Source organism: Paenibacillus sp. Paensp111, from assembly GCF_059492195.1.
Genome location: NZ_CP168527.1, coordinates 4232350 through 4252732 on the forward strand (window position 1 = coordinate 4232350; position 20383 = coordinate 4252732).

The 20383-nt window shown below is 48.7% G+C and carries 20 protein-coding genes; 9 read left to right on the forward strand and 11 right to left on the reverse strand.

What is annotated here, in order from left to right:
- Positions 1 to 204: 204 nt before the first annotated feature.
- Positions 205 to 1065 (forward strand): DUF4405 domain-containing protein, encoded by an 861-nt coding sequence (locus ACEN86_RS19945; RefSeq protein ID WP_495632218.1) that lies wholly within the window; start codon positions 205 to 207, stop codon positions 1063 to 1065.
- A 58-nt stretch (positions 1066 to 1123) separates the two neighbouring features.
- On the opposite strand, the gene ACEN86_RS19950 is transcribed toward ACEN86_RS19945, so the two are convergent.
- Positions 1124 to 1792 (reverse strand): histidine phosphatase family protein, encoded by a 669-nt coding sequence (locus tag ACEN86_RS19950; RefSeq protein WP_495632219.1) that lies wholly within the window; start codon positions 1790 to 1792, stop codon positions 1124 to 1126.
- Positions 1793 to 1945: 153 nt separating this feature from the next.
- Between ACEN86_RS19950 and ACEN86_RS19955 the strand changes: the two genes are divergently transcribed.
- The 4 genes from ACEN86_RS19955 (at position 1946) to ACEN86_RS19970 (ending at position 5173) form a co-directional block, all read left to right on the forward strand.
- The gene (locus ACEN86_RS19955; RefSeq protein WP_495632220.1) at positions 1946 to 2374 is read left to right on the forward strand and encodes a MarR family winged helix-turn-helix transcriptional regulator; all 429 of its coding nucleotides are present in this window, start codon (positions 1946 to 1948) and stop codon (positions 2372 to 2374) included.
- Positions 2375 to 2466: 92 nt separating this feature from the next.
- On the forward strand, positions 2467 to 3006 hold the full coding sequence (locus ACEN86_RS19960; protein ID WP_495632221.1) for an NAD(P)H-dependent oxidoreductase: 540 nt from the start codon (positions 2467 to 2469) through the stop codon (positions 3004 to 3006).
- Between the two features lie 114 nt (positions 3007 to 3120).
- Positions 3121 to 4518, forward strand: a complete 1398-nt coding sequence (locus ACEN86_RS19965) for a phytase (protein WP_495632222.1) — start codon at positions 3121 to 3123, stop codon at positions 4516 to 4518.
- A 121-nt stretch (positions 4519 to 4639) separates the two neighbouring features.
- The gene (locus tag ACEN86_RS19970) at positions 4640 to 5173 is read left to right on the forward strand and encodes a hypothetical protein (RefSeq protein ID WP_495632223.1); all 534 of its coding nucleotides are present in this window, start codon (positions 4640 to 4642) and stop codon (positions 5171 to 5173) included.
- Between the two features lie 67 nt (positions 5174 to 5240).
- On the opposite strand, the gene ACEN86_RS19975 is transcribed toward ACEN86_RS19970, so the two are convergent.
- Positions 5241 to 6089: an SDR family NAD(P)-dependent oxidoreductase gene (locus ACEN86_RS19975; RefSeq protein WP_495632224.1), complete on the reverse strand. Its 849-nt coding sequence runs from the start codon at positions 6087 to 6089 to the stop codon at positions 5241 to 5243.
- Positions 6090 to 6443: 354 nt separating this feature from the next.
- Between ACEN86_RS19975 and ACEN86_RS19980 the strand changes: the two genes are divergently transcribed.
- On the forward strand, positions 6444 to 7097 hold the full coding sequence (locus ACEN86_RS19980) for a TetR/AcrR family transcriptional regulator (RefSeq protein ID WP_495634360.1): 654 nt from the start codon (positions 6444 to 6446) through the stop codon (positions 7095 to 7097).
- Positions 7098 to 7241: 144 nt separating this feature from the next.
- Here the strand turns inward: ACEN86_RS19980 and ACEN86_RS19985 are convergent, their stop codons facing one another.
- The 7 genes from ACEN86_RS19985 to ACEN86_RS20015 all read right to left on the reverse strand — a co-directional run bounded on the left by ACEN86_RS19985 (position 7242) and on the right by ACEN86_RS20015 (position 15041).
- Positions 7242 to 9053: a serine hydrolase domain-containing protein gene (locus ACEN86_RS19985; RefSeq protein WP_495632225.1), complete on the reverse strand. Its 1812-nt coding sequence runs from the start codon at positions 9051 to 9053 to the stop codon at positions 7242 to 7244.
- Positions 9054 to 9200: 147 nt separating this feature from the next.
- Positions 9201 to 9929, reverse strand: coding sequence for a GntR family transcriptional regulator (locus ACEN86_RS19990; protein ID WP_495632226.1), 729 nt, complete (start codon positions 9927 to 9929; stop codon positions 9201 to 9203).
- Positions 9930 to 9994: 65 nt separating this feature from the next.
- Positions 9995 to 10777, reverse strand: a complete 783-nt coding sequence (frlD, locus tag ACEN86_RS19995; RefSeq protein ID WP_495632227.1) for a fructoselysine 6-kinase — start codon at positions 10775 to 10777, stop codon at positions 9995 to 9997.
- A 61-nt stretch (positions 10778 to 10838) separates the two neighbouring features.
- Positions 10839 to 11852, reverse strand: a complete 1014-nt coding sequence (locus tag ACEN86_RS20000) for an SIS domain-containing protein (protein ID WP_495632228.1) — start codon at positions 11850 to 11852, stop codon at positions 10839 to 10841.
- A gap of 151 nt (positions 11853 to 12003) precedes the next feature.
- Positions 12004 to 13353, reverse strand: a complete 1350-nt coding sequence (locus tag ACEN86_RS20005) for an amino acid permease (RefSeq protein WP_495632229.1) — start codon at positions 13351 to 13353, stop codon at positions 12004 to 12006.
- A gap of 16 nt (positions 13354 to 13369) precedes the next feature.
- Positions 13370 to 14197, reverse strand: a complete 828-nt coding sequence (locus ACEN86_RS20010) for a sugar phosphate isomerase/epimerase family protein (protein ID WP_495634361.1) — start codon at positions 14195 to 14197, stop codon at positions 13370 to 13372.
- 208 nt (positions 14198 to 14405) lie between these two features.
- Entirely contained in the window at positions 14406 to 15041 is a 636-nt protein-coding gene (locus ACEN86_RS20015) for a class I SAM-dependent methyltransferase (protein ID WP_495632230.1), read from the reverse strand.
- Positions 15042 to 15188: 147 nt separating this feature from the next.
- On the opposite strand from ACEN86_RS20015, the gene ACEN86_RS20020 reads away from it, so the two are divergent.
- A complete protein-coding gene (locus tag ACEN86_RS20020; RefSeq protein ID WP_495632231.1) occupies positions 15189 to 16040 on the forward strand; it encodes a copper amine oxidase N-terminal domain-containing protein in 852 nt (283 codons plus the stop codon).
- A 125-nt stretch (positions 16041 to 16165) separates the two neighbouring features.
- Here ACEN86_RS20020 and modA read toward each other — a convergent pair whose 3' ends face one another.
- A complete protein-coding gene (modA, locus tag ACEN86_RS20025) occupies positions 16166 to 17017 on the reverse strand; it encodes a molybdate ABC transporter substrate-binding protein (protein ID WP_495632232.1) in 852 nt (283 codons plus the stop codon).
- A gap of 198 nt (positions 17018 to 17215) precedes the next feature.
- Here modA and ACEN86_RS20030 point away from each other — a divergent pair, with 198 nt between their 5' ends.
- Complete coding sequence (locus tag ACEN86_RS20030) at positions 17216 to 18154, forward strand: substrate-binding domain-containing protein (protein WP_495632233.1); 939 nt, start codon at positions 17216 to 17218, stop codon at positions 18152 to 18154.
- Positions 18155 to 18363: 209 nt separating this feature from the next.
- On the opposite strand, the gene ACEN86_RS20035 is transcribed toward ACEN86_RS20030, so the two are convergent.
- The gene (locus tag ACEN86_RS20035) at positions 18364 to 19320 is read right to left on the reverse strand and encodes an SDR family NAD(P)-dependent oxidoreductase (RefSeq protein ID WP_495634362.1); all 957 of its coding nucleotides are present in this window, start codon (positions 19318 to 19320) and stop codon (positions 18364 to 18366) included.
- Between the two features lie 240 nt (positions 19321 to 19560).
- On the opposite strand from ACEN86_RS20035, the gene ACEN86_RS20040 reads away from it, so the two are divergent.
- Positions 19561 to 20223 (forward strand): peroxiredoxin-like family protein, encoded by a 663-nt coding sequence (locus ACEN86_RS20040; protein ID WP_495632234.1) that lies wholly within the window; start codon positions 19561 to 19563, stop codon positions 20221 to 20223.
- Positions 20224 to 20383: the final 160 nt, after the last annotated feature.

Here is a 20383-nt window from a genome sequence, read left to right on the forward strand (position 1 = left end):
AAGACCCATCTGACTGAGGATCAGTGTACCTGATCCAGCAGACGGTATGCCTCTTCCTTCGTCTTCACAGCAAGCAGCGCTTCGCGGAATGGATCATAGCCCAAGCTGCTGCACTAATCTATCATTCAAAGACACATCTTCAGTGAAAATTCAGCTTGCTCCGATATGATCAGACCATAGAACTGATTAGGTGGGGGCAGATTAATGAAAAAAGTGACTTATGTAAAATTTATACTGGATCTTCTCATGGCTCTGACATTTGTACTGCTGTTCAACAAGAGGGTGCTCGGGGGACTAGCCTTCCATGAGATTGCCGGGCTGGCCATTTCCGCTGCCTTTATTACGCATATTCTGCTTAATCTGAACTGGGTGGTCAAAGTCACCGCCAAGCTGTTCGACCGCAAATTACCCGGCATGACCCGGTTTAGTTATCTCTTGAACTTATTATTGTTAATTTCTATGACCTTTATTGTGGTAAGCGGAATTCTGATATCGGAGATCGTATTTCCTGGCTTTCACATCGGAGACACACCCTGGTTCAAGATTTCGCATATCTCGGTGTCCTTCTTTGTACTCATATTAATCGGGGTTCACGTTGGCCTGCACTGGAAGTGGGTCGTCAATGTCGCCAGGAAAATCGCCAGAATCAAATCCTCCAAAGCACCGCTTGGCATTATTGCCAAGGTGCTAACAGCCCTTATTCTGTTATTTGGCGGCTATCAGATTTATTCGACCCAATTCATCTCCAGAGTCCAGGGCATCGGGACCGTGTTTAATATGACTGAGTCAGGAACTCTACCCGCAGGCTTCAAGCAGCGCGGAGGTGACCTGCGCGGCGAGAATCCGAACTCCGGGGAGCGCCCGAATTCCGGAGAGCGCCCGGTTCGTATGGAGGGTGGCCACCGGGAGGGTGGATTCGGCGGCAGCAGTCCAAATGCGCTCGGAGTAATTGCCACTTACTTCGGCATCATGGGGGTCTTCGTCATTCTCACATATTATTTAACCAAACTGGCCAGCCGCAAAAAACGCAGTACTGCAGCCGCACCAGCAGAATTGGATGCCTAATACACAGAAGAAGCCCCCTGTTAAATACAGGGGGTTTAATATGATCTTCAGCCAGAGCTCAGCGTGCCATCTCTAACGTCAAGGCAGACTCATTCAGGCTCAGCAGCTCATTCAGTGAAATTTGATCTACCACCTCGTATCCTTTGCCGGATCCCTTCGGTCTAATTACGACGGTACCCAGGTTAGGAATCTCACCGAGTCCAATCCCTTTGGGGAAGCTGTGGGCAACGATGACCTTGTTGGTTCCAAGAGGCTGCGTCTTCTCCAGCACTGTAGTAAGGGCCGCAAGCGTGCTGGCCTGCTCAGCCGGCGTGGTCTGGCCGCTTAATTTGTAGATCTGCACCCAGAAGGGGTCGACTTGAACATTGCCTTTGCCAAAAGCCAGCTCCGCAGACTCCCTTGTGCGGCAGAAGGGGCTTGCCTGAACCGGAGTTTGAACGGGGATCCTTAAGCTTCTCAGCACTTCCCCGTACAGCTTGGCCTGCCTTCTGCCTTCTTCTGTGAGATTGCTCTGGGTTCTGCAATCCCGAAAGTCGAGATTGGGCTGATCCTCGCCCGCTCCAGCTTCCCCGTGCCTGACGTACAGAATATATCCGCCCTGACGGAGTGAACTTAGCAGCGAAGGGTTTACAGGATTCCCCTTCGCTTTACTTCCTTCAGCTTCGATAATCGGCGCCTGAAGGATAAGGAGGATGGACAGTATACATATCCCTACCAGCCTTGTCATCCCTACATCTCCTCTGCTCTAAATATTTTGTCAAAGATATAGTGTTCATAAGAAGGCAATAATAAACACTTGTTTTCTATACGCATGCAATTTGACAAATAAAATCATTTAAGATAATTTGTATGTACAAGCAAAACATAAGGGGTTTTGATTTTGATAGATGACTTTTTTGATAATTGCCTATATTTCACTGTTAACAAGCTATCTCGTGCGATAACCAGGATGGCTGAAGAGTCATTTAGAAAGACGGGGTTATCTCCTACTCATGCCTTTCTGATGATGCTTGTCATTGATAAGCCTGGAAGATCACAGTCAGAGCTGGCAGAGGCTCTGCATCTTAAGCCTTCTACAATTACTAGATTTGTCGATAAGCTGGTTGAAAAAGGGCTCATTGAACGAAAATCTGAAGGCAAAAGATCGTTAAATTATCCGACTGAGCAAGGTATAGCGATTCTTGCAGAGATTAAAGAGGGCTGGAAGATCCTGTTTCGTGCTTATTCCGATATTTTGGGCGAAGAAGAAGGCCGGGTCCTCAACAAACTTATCCATGAGGCAGGCAATAAGCTAGAAAATAATAAATAGAAGCCCTTGAGTAATACTAAATGTATTAGGCAAGGTTTCTCCCCCTTATTTCATTTGCTTGTACAAACAATAAATATTGGAGACGTGATAAAATGAAAACTCTAGTCATTACAGCACACCCAAATTTGGAGCAGTCCAAAGTTAACAAGGCATGGATGAACCGGCTTGAGCAGGAAGCAACGGTTACGGTCCACAATCTATATGCACTATACCCAAATTTTGAGATCGATGTAGAACAGGAACAACAGCTATTATTGGAGCATGACCGTATTGTTCTGCAATTCCCCTTCTATTGGTACAGCTCTCCCGCCTTGTTGAAGCAGTGGCAGGATGCTGTGTTAACGTATGGCTTTGCCTATGGATCAGCAGGAACGAAGCTTCAGGGAAAAGAGTTCATGCTTGCTATTTCATCAGGAGGGCCGGCTGAAGCTTACCAGGCTGGTGGCTACAATCATTATTCCATGAGTGAATTAACTCGTCCCTTCCAGGCAACCGCGAGCCTTTGCGGCATGCATTTCCTGCCTTCCTTCCTACTGCAAGGAATGATGACACTTACGGAAGAGAAACTTCAGGATAGCGCTGAAGCCCTTGCGGCTTATGTAACCAATCCAAGTTTGCGGGCAGGCCGGTAAAAGACTGAACATGATTAGCAGACGCCGGGGTCTACTCTTTTAACATTTCACATACATTACGAAAACAATTCTCTTCTATACTTGGAAAAAAAGTATAAAGGGGATTATGTCAACATGTCGAAAGTCAAAGTTCTGCTCGCTTCTACTCTACTCGCAGGGATGCTGGTACCTGCCGCGAGCGCTGCATCAAGCAATACAGACTATGTCGGTCTGCGCCAGTCACTTGAGAACATCGGGGCCAGCATTACCTGGGACAGCGAGGACATGGCAGCTTCATTCAAGCTGTCCAACGGCATCACCGGTCTCGTTACGATTGATAAATCGAAATACCGCCTGGCTGGACAAGAAGCCCAGCTGGCCCAGCCGGCCAAGCTGGTTAACGGCAAGACAGTGATTCCCGCTTCCCTTCTTCAAAGCATCCTAGCGGAGAACAGCAAGTACCGGGATTCCAAGGACGCGATCCCTACGTTCACCGTAAAGGCTAAAGGGGAGACGGAAGCCGTGGATTCCAAGTCCGGCGAAGATGCGGCTGACGATCCGGCGATCTGGCTGGATCCGCAGAACCCTGCTGGAAGCAAGCTTGTGGCTACGAACAAAGCCGGGGGTATTCTCGTATACGATATGAACGGTAAGCAGCTGCAGTCCTATCCGGTCGGCAAAATGAACAACATCGACCTTCGTTATGACTTCCCGCTGGGCGGCCAGAAGGTGGATATCGTGGCAGCGACCAACCGGACGACGAACACGATTGATGTATTTACCATCACCGGCGCAACTGGCGAGCTTAAGAATGCCGTGGCTGAGCCAATCAAGTCCAAGATGAGTGAAGTCTATGGCTTCAGCTTGTACCACAGTCTGAAGACCGGGAAGTTCTACGCCCTCGTACTCGGGAAGAAGGGTGAATTCGAGCAGTACGAGCTGACCGATAACGGCAGCGGCAAGATCGCCGGCAAGCTGGTTCGCGAGTTCAAGCTTGGTTCCCAGTCTGAAGGGATGGTTGTCGATGACGAATACGGCAATATCTATATCTCCGAGGAAGACGTAGCGATCTGGAAGTATGCTGCAGAACCGGACGGCGGAAATCAGCCTATATCGAAGGTCGACATTGCGGATGGACGCCGCCTGCAGGATGACATCGAAGGCTTGACCTTGTACTACGGCAAAGACGGATCTGGTTATTTGCTTGCTTCGAGCCAAGGCAGCAACAGCTATGCCATCTACAAACGTGAGGGAGATAACGCCTACATCAGCAATTTCACCATTGGTGACGGCGATCAGATTGATGGAACGAGCGAGACCGATGGAATCGACGTGCTGGGTGTGAACCTCGGAGACCAATACCCGAACGGTGTCTTCGTATCCCAGGACGACGCCAATATGCAGAACGGCAAGAAGCTGAACCAGAACTTTAAAATGGTGAGCTGGGACCAAATTGCTAACGGTCCTGCCAGCAAGCTGGACTCCGGAAACGGTGCGAATCCTAGGCAGCTGGTGAACCGCAATACGAAATAACTGAGGCCAGTCGGCCTTAGCTAGAATAAGAAGGACATATACTCCAACCGCCCGAATTATAATTAGAGATTCGGCGGTTGGAGTATTTTTATAGAAGACAGATGACCTGGAGGAAAGTCCTATGCTTAGCGTACGCCAAAAGTTGAAGGATTGGCTGCTGGTGCTGATCCCATTTACTATTGCCCTGCTTGGGTTCTTAGCCCTGTATGACTTTCCGAAGGAAGTCGATATCGGGTATCCGGCTGTAGAATACCAGGGCGGGAATCAATCATCCTCCACCATCACAAGCATCCGGATTAAAGGAACCTTATTCAGACCTCTCTGGCGAGACTCCCGCTTCAGCGGCAAGATCATTATTGATTCCTATCCATTTACGAAGAGTTATTACCTCATTGATATTGAATTCAATAAGAAGATTTCGAATGGGATAGGTACCCTGTCATATACCCAAATCCTTAACGGTAGGCCTGATCTGCAAATGCTGGGCGCGATTTGGATTTCAGGCGATTTTGACAAATTAAATATCTGGGGTATCAGCAAGACAGGAGCAGCGGATAAATCATCCTTCCCCATTATCTCGGCGCCAGCCAGAAGCTATGAAGAAGCCGTATCCATTAACCGTTTGTTTCACCCAACGATTCGACAAAAAGACTGAAAAAGTTTCACGTGGAGCAAATTTTGTTATGTAATCTTCCAAGTGAGATGACCCGGGAATATAGCTTTTACCGAAATGTCCTCTCTGCTAGATCAGATTGATTACCAATATTCTTATAGTTAGGATTGGCGGAGCCTCCGCGTGGGCGAAGCATGCCTCCAACAAGCCGAAGGCCCTGCTTGCGTGTAACAAATCGTGATAACTGCGCGCCGATATAATTCTGCATACCTGGGACGAGGTATATTTTGCCTTCCTTCAACGCTCGAAATGCAGCCTCTACGACCCTTTCTGGTGTATCTTTCTTACCGACTGAGGCATCTTCCGTTCCTACCACATTAAAGAAGCTGGTATCCGTGGCGCCCGGACAAAGTGCGAAGAATCGGACCCCCCGGTCGCGGTTCTCCCACCATAACGCCTCCGTGAACGACAGCACAAAGGCTTTCGTCGCTCCATATACAGCCATGTAGGGAAGCGGTTGAAATCCGGCTGTTGAAGCTACATTGATCACAGTACCAGAGTTTTTGCGCAGCATATTGGGTAAGAATAAATGGGTCATATCTACAACCGCGGCGACATTGAGCATCACTTCTTCATGTTGACGCTCACCCGACACCTGTTCAAATAAGCCATGTGTAGCAAAGCCTGCATTGTTGATGAGCAGTTCGATATCCACATTCAAACGCTGGCACTGCTGATATAACTCGCTTGGCGCGCCTTCTTTCGAAAGATCTATAGAGATCACCTCCGCTTTGATCCCGTACCTCTTGCTCAGCTCAGCTGCCAGGCTCTCAAGCTTGTTCACCGACCTGGCCACGAGTACCAAATGGCTCCCTTGTTCGGCTAATTGTCTCGCGAATTGTTCTCCAATCCCGGAAGAAGCTCCCGTGATGAGTGCCCATTTTCCTTGAAAAATCATAGTGTTGACCTCCTATTGGGTACATAGTTATGGTTAGAAAACATTGTTACCGAGCGGTTAAAGGTACCCTCAATTCTCAAGGGATTGCGAATCATCGTCCACTCAATTCTCAAGGAGACTGCGAGTCATCGCTCATCCGGTAACGGTGTTTCTAATTAAAATCATTGTAACTACACTATTTTAGAAAGTCAATACGATGGTCGGCACACACCCTACGTCACATTGACAACGATCTTTACACTGTATAAGATTCTTTGTAAGAAACTAGGAAACATTGTTTCCAATATGGAACTATAGAAATAAAGTCTTGGTTCAACCCATATAACGAAAACATGATAACCGAAGGTGACGATGATGAGCGACCAGGATAACTCCGTTAATACCGATACACGAGTGTTGAAAACTTATAAAGAGGCTCGCCTAGAGAATACTGAAGCTCTACGCAGGCTCGTTGTTGATGCGGCAGCCACGCTTTTGCAGGAAGAGGGACCGGAAGCCGTTACGGTGCGTAAAGTGGCGCAGAAAATGGATTGCTCGACAAAAATCATTTACAGCTTATTTGTCAATAAAGAGGGCTTGGCCCAGCAGCTGTATCTGGAGGGCTGCAAGCTTCTCGCTAACCAATTTGAGGAGGCGCCGCAAGCCGCCGATCCCGTGCAGCAGCTGCTGTATTTAGGGGATGCCTTCTGGCAATTTGGGCAGCATTACTCCAGCTATTATAAGCTCATGTTCGGAGGAGCCTTCGCCGATTTCAAACCGGACGAGGAAAGTCTGAATGGGACCGCAACAGCCATGCGACAGCTAATGACCTTGATCCGTCATGCAGAGGAGCAAGGACGGATCCCTGCCCAGTACGACACGGAATCCGCTGTACGGACAGTCTGGGCCTCGCTCCACGGCGTTATTCATCTGTACATGGGTGGACACTTGGGAGATGTGCAGTCGGCTCATGCCGTATACAAGCAGACCCTGTCCATGATCGTCAGCTCGTTGCTGCCAGACCGTTAATACGCGTCGAAGATTTTTTACCATCCGTAATCCCATTAGGGTCTGTAGTATGTATTTCAATCTCTGTAATCTTCTATGAAGAATAGTAAAAGTGGCTTGACGGTACTCCGTCAGCCACTTTTTGTTGTTGAACCTCTTATTAGGCTAGACGCTATAGAAGCTCCAGCTGTACAGATAGACGACAAAGGCCGCAGTGGCTGTTACGAACAGAATCTGCATAATCGTGATTCGTTGCTTGCGGACAATCCTGACAATCGACCTCACGATCAAGACGGATACCAGAAAGACCGGCAGGTAGAGAAACAGGTAGGACCACCCTGGTATCCCATTAATGAATAGCTCCTGAGTGGATATGGCAAACAGGAAATAGACGATAAATAAGACAGAGACCAGCGTGCTGAGCCAATCGAGACGGTTCTTCTTGCGGCGCAGGATTCCCACCAGCCATAAGATCAGGGCAAGGATCACCTGCAAAGGATAGATCAAGACGAAGCCAAGCAGGATAACGATATTAAGTGTAGGGTTATAGATTGGCGAGTTCTGGCGTTCGTACTCCATCGTTGGGATAGAGCTTAATGCCAAAGTATGGTGCTCGGCATCCACGTAGATCAGCTCTTGGGAGTGTTCATTCCGGAACAGATTTGGCCCGATCTGCAGATAACGTTGATCCTTCATGGTAATCACGCCGTCTTCCACAGCCTTCACGGGAACTGCGGACAAATTCTGTCCGAAGTTGAGCGGACCCTGAAGATGCGCACGGTTGGGAATATAGTAGCCTTCCATGCTCTTAAGTTCCTGGACTGTTGCCGGGCTCACGGCTTTCGTGAGCTTGCGGCTGTCCGGGTAGAACCGGTCCAGATAAGAACCGATAAGCTGTTCGATCACGTTGGTTCCTTCCCCTGAGTTGGTCGAGATGAAGATGCCCGTATGCTCCGAAGGAAGCAGATACATGTACGACTCGAACTCGTCAATGCCGCCGTCATGCTCGATCAGCCGGAGGCCATTCTGATAACGTTCATAGAAGCCATAGGCCATCCCCGGCATATTTTTATTCATGGTGAACTGTGTCTGATGCATGAGCTCGGCGGTCTTGTCCGAGAGAATACGGCTGCCCTCATACTGCCCCTGCTGGAGATGGGCGATCATATAATGGGTCATGTCCTCCGCCGTTGAGTTCAGGGCTCCGGCAGGGAGATGGTGGATATAGGTATAGGGAGCTGCCTTGTACGTCCCATTGTCATAAGAATAGCTTCTTGCCAGATTGGGATCTGATTCTTCAAAGTGAACGCTGGAATGATTCATTTGAAGCGGCTTGAAGATCTGATCACGGATCACTTCCTCATACGGCTTGCCCGATAACCTCTGCACCAGATAACCAGCTAGCGAGAGTCCCTGATTACTGTAGGCAACCTGTTCCCCGGGCTTCCGGCACAGGCTGGGCATCCCTGTCTTAATCGCTTCCTCAAGCGACACCTGCTGGTCCCGGTCCCGTCCAACTGCATAGATGGACTCACAGAAGCCCGCTGTATGCGTCAGCAGTTGATGCATGGTGATCAGACTATCATCGATATAGGATAATTTAAGATCCGGAATGTACTGCTTAATGTCCTTATGAAGGTCAATCTTCCCTTCCTCATACAGCTGCATGACCGCCGTAGAGGTGACGGATTTTGAGATCGACCCTACGCGGAAGATCGTCTTGTAAGGATCGGCTGGCACCTTGCGCTCAAGATTGGCATATCCGTACCCCTTCATGAGAACAGCCTTGCCGTCCTGCACCACCGACACCACGGCACCAGGCACATGATACTCCTTCATCTTGCTATTCATGAACTCATCCAGGAAAGCCTCCAGCTGCTGCTTGTCTGGAGCAGAAGCGCTTACGGAAGCAGGAAATACGGAGCATAACAACGCTGCGAGCAGCAGCCAGCGAACAAATCTTAATTTGATGAACACGAGAATACCCTCCCATAGGATGAACCTGGAAATCATAATTTAGTTCAGTCTATCAGAGTGGTCTTTCCCTCATCTGTCGGAATTCTTAAATCTATCTTAAACCCGGTTACTTACACGACAAAAAAAGGTCATGCCTGTTGGCATGACCTACTTAGCCCGGTGAACCGTCAGATTGACCTTGTTGGTCTCACACATAAATGTAGAAAGGTGAACAGGCTCGTCACTTGCGTCAAAAGCAATTTTCAAAATCCGAAACAGATTGGCCCCAATGTCACATTCCAGCAATTTCGCATAGTCCTTGGTTGCCCCAATTACATCAATGATCTTATCGTTGCTCACGATTTCGGTATGATATTCTTCTGCCAGGATCTTATAAGTCGATTCTTTCATAGCAATCTTCTTCTCCAGGTCAGGGAACCGGGTGAGTGAATAGTGGGCAATATCATAGAATAAGGGGCGATCATCTACATACATTAGCCGCTCCAGCTCCAGAACGGGACTGCCTTCTTCAATGAGAAGGTGTCCAGCCACCTCTTCAGACGCCTGGGTCACTTCACTTCTTAGTATCCGCGAGTTCGGGATCATACCCAGCTGATGGCTGAACTCGGAGAATCCGCTTACAGACAACAGTTCATTATGGAACTTGTTCGAGGTTACAAAAGTACCTCTGCGGGGAATCCGCGTCAGAGTTCCCTCCCGTACCAATTCCTCTATCGCTTTCCGGATGGTGATCCGGCTTACATTATAGATGTCACACAGCTCCGCTTCCGTCGGGATCTGCTCATCCGGTTTATATCGTCCGTGCTGAATATCATTCTTCAACATTTGCCTGATCTGCATGTACAGGGGTTGGGGGGTTGAAGGATTTAAATTCATACTGCGTTCATCCTTATCCATCAATGATTATTTACTATGTATTATACATTGATGGACACTTCCAGTCACCATGCGCCAAAGTAAGCGATTGTCTTCGCAGCCCTTGCCGCACCAAGTTCAAGGCAGTCTGAAATGGACCGCTCTTTCAATATACCGGTGATGAATCCCGCTATGAAGGAATCCCCTGCTCCCATGGTATCCACTACGCTGACCTCGCCGACTCCATAGGTGTAGAACTGTTCACCATCATAGGCAAGTGACCCATTCTCCCCCAGGGTTGCCACAGCAATCTTGGCGCCTCTTCGCTTCACATCCACCAAGAGCTGCCGAATATATTCGTCATCCCGGGTATAGGAGAAGAACGGATAATCCACATAAGGCGTTAACGTCTGCACCCGTTCGTCTTCCAGCTGGTCGGAGAAATCAAACGAGGTGAGCAGCCCCTTTTCTTTGAAATAGGGAAAATGCTTATCCGCGTGCCCCCAAATCCCCGAGTGTACCAGCTGATACCCTTCGGCAAAGCGAAGCTCTTCCGGCGTAAGAGTGAACTGTGCCATCACACCCTCGTCATAATCGCCGAACTTCCGGTCATTCCCGATCATCTCCACTTGGGTCACTGCCGTTCTGCCTTCTTTTCTGGAGATATGGGAAATATCTACACCCTTGCCCTCAATGGCCTGAATCATCAGCTCGCCGTAAGGGTCGGTGCCCACCCAGCCTATATAAGCGGTCTTCGCGCCCAGTTCGGATAAATATACAGCCACATTGACGGGATTACCTCCAGGGTATGCCTTTTTGCTAGATTGATAGACATCCATGCAGTTATCCCCGACTGTCACGATTCTCATCTTGCTCCCGCCTTCCCAGATGCTTGAAGAATGAGCACTACCTCGTAGTGCTCAGATCAGCTTAGTATTCCATTTTACGATAGTATCTTCTAAGCGTTAATGGATGGTTTCTCTCCCGCTCCATGTAGACGCTGATCCGGCTAAGTACAGACCAGTTGATACTTACGGCAAAATGCTTTCTGAACTCTTCACTGATCCCTTCCATCGTGAAGTCCCTCGTATCAATCACGGTCAGCTGATTCGTAATCTTCTCAGCAAATCTCTCTACGCGGTCTGTCAGAGGTCTCGTCTCATCTTCCCCTTTCAAGAGAATGACACTAGTGTCCTCAACCACAAGTTCAAGCGTGCCGTGGAAGAATTCTGCCGCATGAATCGACTTCGCATGAATCCACTGCATCTCTTCGAGTACGCACATAGCGTAACAGTAGGTATTCCCCCACAAGTTGCCAGAACCAATCATCATGTGGTAGTCAGTATCCTTATGCTTGATCGCGAATTCCTCTGCTTTTGGATCAAAGGTCTTCACCGCATCCAGAATGGCGCGTGGCAGCAGGGCAACTTCCTTCGTGAACTGCTCATATTGAGGGAACTCGTTGTTGTTATACATAAAGCGGAACACGACCATGTACAGGAGCATGAAGAATGTGTCGAAGGAGTGCTTTTCAGAGCCGGTTGTGATGCAGTAATCTACAATTTGGGTTAGTGGCGTGTTCGGCTCAGCTACCAGGGCAAAGGTAGTTGCTCCCCGCTCCTTACAGAACTCGGCTGCAGCAACGGTCTCCTGGGTGGTCCCGGATACGGAGGTGAAGATGCATACCGAATCCTTGCTGAAGTGTCTGTTGTTCATGACCATGAATTCAGAAGCGATCTCCGCGTGCACATCAATGGTTGAACTCGATTTCAAAATATACTCATAAGGATACATCATGGCAATCGTACCGCCCGCACCAATCAGAAAAATATTGCTGTAGCCTTTCTTGGCAATTCCATCTACAATCTCTTCAATTTGTCCCCGGTAGGCCAGTCCCTCTTGTTCCACAAGCTTAAGGAATAACTGTTCATCAAAATTCAACATTTATGTTCCCTCCCTATACTGGAGTGCATGGACTCCAATATCATCCATTTTATTTGTTATATCTTGTATCGTAATATAATAGTACAATTAGTGCAATTTCTTGTTTCATCTGTAGGAAGCCGGCAGACAGCCAGCTCCCTTTCTCATAAGTTTAGGCGACGATATCGCTGCTGCTGTTCCTGCTTTTGGAGCCATATTTCCTCTCCCAGTAGTAGTACACGGGCAGACCTGTGGCGATGACAATCGCCGCGGCAATCATGCCTTGCACTGGAGCCCAGGTAAAGGTTCCCCACGCAAGCCAGCCAGCCCCAAGAATAGCCAGTATCGTCGTGACTCTCCATACCGGCATCCGATAAATCGGGTTGTAGTCCTCTCTCTTCCGGCATTTATAGACCGCAGCAAAGTCCAAAATGTTGATGACCAATTGGATGAGTGTAAAGTAACCCAGCAATTCCGTTAAATTGCTGAAGAACACAAGAATACAGGCAAAGGTAACCTGAGCAAGAATCGAAAAGCTTGGTGTTTCGAATTTGGGATGGACTTTCGCAAAGCGCTGGAAGAACAGCCCATCCTTCGCCATGGCATACTCCAGGCGAGGCTGAAACATGATACAGGAGCTCAAGGAACCCAGTATAACGATAATTGCCGTAATAGCCACAAAGGATGAGGCCATGCCCGACAGTCCAGGGATATATTTAACGGCATCGGAGACAGCGGAACTTGAACCCATCAATTTATCAAACGGCATCAAGCCAGTGACACAAACGGCAAGCAGTGTATATAGACCGAGTACGATCATTACCGAACTAATTAATGCCTTAGGGAGAACCTTCCCTGGATTTTTGAATTCTCCAGCCATAAAGCAGATGGCTGCCATCCCTGTGTAGGCCCATGTTGTAGCAGATACCCCGCCGATTAAGCTCGAACTTGCCGCGCCCGCCGCAGGCGTATAGCTGAAATTGTCAAAGTTCATATACATGAATCCCAGGACAATAACGATGATGAAAGGAATGATCTTCACCGCTGTGATTATGACCTGAAAGCTTCCGCCCGCCTTTACACTTCGGTAGTGAATCGCCGTGATGATCAGAATGATGGCTACTCCCAGCAGCTTGCCGGCGATCCCGGCGAAGAACGGGAAGAAGCTTGCCGTGTAAGCGACGATGGCCAGAGCCATAATCGAGATGGATGGGGGGTCCAGCGCCCAGAACGTGGCCCACCCGTATAGAAAGGCCAAGGGCCTCCAGCCCGCCTTGTTCAAATACACGTAACCGCTTCCATTTTGCGGGTAAGCCGTCGACAGTTCCGCGAGTACCATAACCTGCGGAATCGCGATAACCCCACCGATAATCCAAGCCAGAATCGAAATCGAAGGGATACCCGCAGCTTTTGCAACATCCCCGGATGAGACGAAGATTCCGGAGCCTATCGTAGTTCCAACAGCGATGGCAAGGGCCGACCAGAAGCCCAGTTTTCTTGTAAGTGCGCCATTACTACTCATAACGAGTTCCTCCAAATCAAGATGATAGGACTTGCAAATTCCTTATTTTCCTGATTGATTCCATAAGTGCTTCGTGCGGGTTCTGATAGTAATGAAATCCCATGATCTCTAGGGTACATGCCCCCTTGTAACCGTGATGCTGCAGACCTTCTAAATATTTTCGCCAGTTCAGCACCCCATCATCCAGAGCTAGATGCGCATCTGACTTCCCGTCTCCATCAATCAGATGGAAATGGCATATTTCGGGGAGGATGCGGAAGCAATCCTCCGGGGATTCACCCGCGAGCTGCATGGCTACAGTGTCAATCATTCCTTTTAACGATGGGGACCGGACTTCCTCAAGCATTCGCTTGACCCCTTTGGAATCGATAATAAGATTCGACTCGAACCGGGTTAGTGGCTCTAATGCAATCGTCATGCCTTCACGCTCTGCCACCTCGCATACCTTGTGGATGGAGTCACTCGCATATCTCCACGATTCCTCTTGTGATACGGCGAAGTCTCCTATTCCGGAGGTCATCAGCATCATATCCGTCCCAAGCTCTAGCGCAGCGTACAGATTGTCGATGAAATAATCGACACTCTTCTTCCGTAAGTCCCGGTCTGAAGCCGCAATGTTGTAAGGATATACGCACTGTTCAGGTGTATAACAGACGACTTTTATATTTCGGGACCTTAACTGCTGCCTGATCTGCCTCAGATTGCCAAGGACACTGCGGTAGACATATAAATGGGGCTCACCCGCCCACAGCTCGATATGGTCAATCTCCAATTGGGTCACCGAGTCCAGGAAGTGCTGGAATGGAAAATGCCTGTACGTAATATTCATGCCTGCAAGTATCAGCTGCTTCACCTCCTTCTCTTGAAAGCGTTTTTATATTTGTTATGCTTTGTATTATAACTAGGAGTTACAAAGATTTCAATCCCTTTTTTGAAAAAATAAAAAGCAAACCGAAACGCGCTATATCGCACGCTCGGCTTGCTTTCAGAGTCAATCTCACTCTTCACAACGCTGCTTCCCCAGGAATTGGTTGAATCTGATAAAGCCTGCTTTAAGCTTCGAATCGCGAAATGACAAACACTCCGCTGCAATGAGAGATGGGATGATACTCCAACTGGCAGCACCCCGCCAGCCTAACGCTCATATCTTCATGGACAAAATAGAACTCCTCATCGTCCCACAGTTCTCCGCTCTCGGTTCTACAACACTCCAGCTGCTCGCGCGTGCTAAAGGAAATATCTCCGATGAGCAGTCTCCCCTGCTCCGTGAGCAAGGGAAGCAGCGCCTGAATAAACGCAACTTTATCCTCATCCGGCAAATGGTGCAGGGCATACGTGCTAACAATAAAGTCGTATCTGTTGCCCAATATACAGTCTGGAATCCCTTCCGAGATATCCCATTCCATCAGATTGGCCAACGGCATTTTAGACTTGGCTATGCTGATCATTTTGGCTGAGAAATCCAGGCCATCCATCGCGTGGCCCTGGTCGTATAATTTACTAGTTAATATGCCGGTGCCAAAACCGATGTCGAGAACCCTTGATGGCCCTTTTTGCATAATTTCTCCGAAAATAAGATTCAAAACCTTCCTGTACCCAGCGAATGGATACGAATTCCCCTCATCACTGAGCTGTACCTCCGTATCATAATCACTTGCCCACATATCAAACCCCTGTCTGTTCAGCATGCATGCCTCTCCTTGTCTCAAGCTTATCTCTGGTCAGTTGCACGAGCCACATAACCCCTGCCTCCCCTTCGAAATCGGCTTCTGTCTGCAACATTTTCCAATATTCAGAGTCTAACACTTAAATACCATAAAAGGAGAGATTTGTAAGTGACCAAGCTCAGAAAATGCACCCTTTTTCTTCTCGTGCTCACCTTAATGCTGTGCACAGCTAATAGCAGCTACGCGGCAAGTCCGAAGGGCACGACACCCATTCTTCTAAAAATGAATGATTACTATGTTGCCTACACTTATCCGAAAGCGCCTTATATCGATAAGATGAACCGCCTCATGCTGCCGTTAAGAGCAGCAGGCGAGCTGTTAGGTGCGTCTGTTACGTATGACCCTGCATCACGCTCAGCTGAAATTAGGCAGAATAATAACCTTGTTAAAATTCAAGCAGGGAGTAATCTCGCCATTGTGAATGGGACAAGGGTGGACATGGACACGCAGCCTGTAATAGAGAAAGGATCTATGATTATTCCGGCTCGCATCCTGTTCGATGCCTTTGCCTACAAGGTCACTTTGAATCACGATGTGCTCACGCTTAAGGATGACCGGCTGCTGCGGCAGGGCCTGCTAAAATATCTTCTGGATGATGACCGTGTAGCCATATCCAGAACGTTAAATCCGGATGCATTCGAGCCCTTGTATTACACACTCAGCACGTCCATTAGCAAGAACATGACCCATTTCAACTTTAATCTTACAGCCCGAAATATCACCGGAACCGATATCCCGCAAGGAGAAGAGAATTTATCTACGATGATTTATTTTGATGAAGGCGGCTTATTTGATATTCCTTATAACTCGGTGGACATTAAGGATCGAAGCAGACCGGCTGTGAAAAAGGACGCCATCCTCAGCAGGCATATTGAAGATAGCGGCCATGTTCTAACCACCAAGCCAAATATGCTGCGCTATATTCTGATATCCGGAAGAACGATTACTCCAGATAAATAGCCCCACCAACACAAAGAATCCTGAAGCTCATGCGCTATAAAGTGCGGGAGTTTCAGGACTTCTGCTGGATGCTGGATGAAGATGGGCATGTGTCTGGCGTGGTTTGGCAGGCTGTACTACAGCCATTAATTCAACACGGAGAATCCGTATTTAACAAAGACATTCAGTGCTGCCTTGGACTGCAGATAGGTGTAAAAGTCCTCCGCCTCTTTGCTGTGCCGGGTCGCCTTCACAATCCCGATGGGATACACAATCGGCTTATACGCCTGGGGGGCTACAGTGAAGGCGACCTTTACTTTGTGAGAGCTCAAGGCATCTGTCTTATAGACGAAGCCGACATCTGCATTCCCCGTTTCTACATATTGAAGGACCTGTCTTACATCCTTCCCCTGAACCATCTTGGGCTGCAGCGCATCCCACAGCTTCAAGCTGGTCAGCGCCTCCTTGGCATAATTCCCTGCCGGTACACTCTCAGGAATGCCAATGGCCACGTTCTTCACGCCCTCCTTGGTCAGGTCTGATGCGCTTGCAACCTGAGCCTTCCCGTCTTCAGGAACAACGGCCACCAGCTGGTTGCCGAGCAGATCCTTCTGCTGACCGGGGTCTATTAGCTGCTGATCTACCAGGGCTTTCATGTTCTTCGCCGCAGCAGACAGGAATAAGTCCGCGGGGGCTCCCTGCTCAATTTGATGCTGCAGGGCGCCGGATGCGCCAAAGTTAAAGGTCAATTTGACGTCAGGATGGACAGCCTCGTAATCCTTCTGGATATCCCTAAGAGCATCGGTCATGCTGGCTGCCGCGGATACAAGCAGTTCGGCGGTCTCCGCCCGCTTGGTGGTTGATGTGCCTGCGCTTTGGGCTTGCGTATCTCCGCTCTGGGTTGCAGCCGTATCCTGCGGCGTACCGCAGCCTGCCAATGCTACCGCTAAGGCTAAGATAATAGACAAGGACATACTGATCTTTATTTTTCTAAACATGGTTACCCTCCAAGATTAGTATTTAATGATTCCTAACTATATCTAGTTATACTTAAATATAAAGAATGAACTAATAAAGGCATCATTTAACGATGGATCATACTTAGTCCCCCAGGATTCGGGAGTGATTAAGAAGCTTATGTTATAATTAGGCTCGGAAACCACGCGACTTATGCAGCTAGCTGGGAGGGTCTCACTATGTCCACCGATATGTCATATACAACTGAAGAAATCGCCAAACTATTGAAAATATCCAAGCTTACTGTCTATGATCTGATCAAAAAAGGGGAACTCGCCTCTTATCGGGTCGGCAAGCAAATGCGGGTCGATGCTTCTGAGCTTGAAGCTTACAAACAACGGGCAAGAATGGTCCCAGCAGCAGAACGCCCTATCCCCGTGCCTTCCCCTGTCCAGGCTCCCGCCAGTCCGGCAGGCTCTGTGGTGATTACAGGCCATGACATTGGACTCGATATATTAGCCAAGCACATGGAGAAGAAGCTTCCGGGCATACGCCCTCTGCGTTCTTTTGTAGGCAGCCTGGACAGTTTGATTTCTATGTACAAAGGCGAAGCTGACATCGTCAGCACCCACCTGTTAGATGGAGATACTGGCGAATACAATATACCCTATATCCGGAAGATCCTCGTGGGTTCATCTTATCTTGTCGTCAACCTGCTGATCCGGAATGCCGGCCTGTATGTCCAGCAGGGAAATCCCCACGGGCTTAAGGCTTGGGCCGATTTGGGCCGTACGGGGCTTCGGCTCGTGAACCGGGAGAAGGGCTCTGGCGCCAGAGTACTCCTGGACGAACAGCTTCGTCTTCACGGAATCAAGACAGGGCAGCTGATCGGGTATCTCAACGAGCAGACCAACCACCTCGGTGTAGCCACACAGATTGCATCGGGCGAAGCGGACGTCGGTGTAGGAATCGAGAAGACGGCTTCTATCGTCGGACAAATCGAATTTATACCCCTGATTCAGGAACGATATGATCTGGTCATGCTCAAGACTCCCGGCAATGAGCTCTGGATTCCTGCACTGCTGCAAATCCTTCAATCCGAGGCCTTCAAGAAAGAGCTTCAAGCAATTTCAGGCTATGATCTGTCTCGTACAGGAGAAATCCTCTTTGAAACTTAAGGTTTTAACGCCTTTTATTATGTTTAGATATAATTAGATATATCTAGTTATATTTAATATATATTGTTCCCCAATGAAACTCAATACTGTTAAAAGCAAAAACCTCTTCTCTCTGGAAGAGGTTTTCTACTTTGCCGCATCAAATTAAATATGGGTACGCACCGAGTGTTATATGAGTGATCAATCAATAACTAGATTGCATAACTTTTTTACTTTCGGTTTTGCAATTCTTTTATCGTTGCCGAGATTCCCTCTTGGAACGGTGTTGCCACGACGGGGCCGATTAGCCTTTGGTACTTATCAGGGCTTAGTGTTAGCGGTTCTTCGGTTAAATACAGCATCTCAACGACTTCCTTCATTACGGGAAGACCCAACCCAAGCAAGGATAGACCCAGCTTCTTAAGAGGAATCACCGGCTTGGCAGATCCGCTGGCGGCTTGCGCGATGCTTACAATATCACGCCCGGCTATCAATCCCGCTCCCGGTATGTTCCAGTTCTGTCCGTAGGCAAAGTCCCGGCCTGCCACCTCCACGACCATGGCTGCCGCATCAGGCAGATAGATGAACTCGCGGGGCGTGTGCATGTTGCCGATGAAGAAGGCCATTTTGCCGGCAGCGATGGCCTCTAGGGTTGAACCTAAATACGAAGCTTCGTTAGCTGTAGGCCCGTAGTAATCGGGTAACCTGGCAATCAAGACCTGGGCTCTGCTCCACCGCTTACTGAACAGCATGTGCTCGAATTCAAGACGGACTCTTCCTTTCTTGGTATGGGGCTGTTTGGGATGCTCTTCTGTTACCAGGTCGGTCTGCCTCTTCCCATAAGGGTAGATACCGTCTATCGCGACCACTTTGGTTCCTAACCGCTCGGCTGCCTCCATCACCGACTCTCCCAGTGGAAGAAGCCTGCTTGTCATCTCATGATAAGGAACGTTCGCACAGTGGAACAATACATCTACATCGCCAGCTTGAGCTACAATATCATCGGGATGCATGGCATCCCCTACAGCCAGCGATAAATGTGCAGGATGGCCCATCCTGGCGGCGAATTGCTCCAGCTTGTGACGTGAACGTCCAAATGCTACCGTCTGTATACCGCGTCTTACCAGCTCTTCCGTAATGGCGGCTCCCGTGCCGCCCGTTGCTCCAATAACCATTGCTTTTGCCATAGCCATCTAATATCAACCTCTTTTCAATGATTTGTGATTGACCAATCACTAACTTAACATCATCTTATCTCATAATTAGTGATTGATCAATCACAAACTTAAATATATTTCTCTTTTTTAGGGAATATCTGTATGTTATAGTAATGATACCAGTCGGTATCTTTTTTTAAAAAGTACGCCTTGGTTGGTTGTATGCAAAGAAAAATGGGGATGTTCCCCGATAGAAGGAGGAATATGATAATGCTGCTAAATGAAGTCCTGGGTCAAGCCAAAAAGCAATTTGTGGCCAAGACGCCTAAGGAGGTGCACGAGGAAATGTTCCGCATGATTGGTCAGCAGCAGGCATCCGGTACGGTGTACGGGTTGCAGCAGGGACAACAGGCCTTTGACTTCACCTTAATGAACTCGGCAGGCACTCCTGTTAATTTATTCGAACAGCTGGCTCGCAGTCCTGTCGTATTAACGTTCTACCGCGGTGGCTGGTGCCCCTTCTGCAATCTGCAACTGCGGGCTTACCAGAATATACTTCCGCAAATTGAAGCGCTGGGTGGGCAGCTGATCGCTATAAGTCCGCAGACTCCGGACCATTCGCTCTCCCAGCAGGAGAAAGAAAACCTTAGCTTCCAGGTTCTTAGCGATACGAGCGGTCTGGTGGCTGACTCATATCATCTGCTTTTTGAGCTGCCTCCAAATATTCGAGAGATTACGGGGAATCGGCTAGGCGTGAACCTGACAGAATACAATGCTGCTGATAGCTGGGTCCTTCCTATTCCCTCGACCTTCATCATTGACCCGGCGGGCGTTGTCCGGTTCGCTTATGTGAACCCGGACTTCATGCAGCGGCTGGAGCCCCAGGAAATTCTGAATCAATTAAGAGAGTTGGGAACTTCGGCTTCCCTATAGGTGCTCTTCGCACCCCATGGTTGTATGCTAGTTCTGCTTTGTTACTTAAATAAGGGGAAAAGGGCTCGCTGCTAACACGAACCCTTTCCCCTTCTCTTGTCACATGGAGAGCCTCTAACCAAAACCAAGTAAGGCATTCGCTAACGGCATTCTCCTAGAT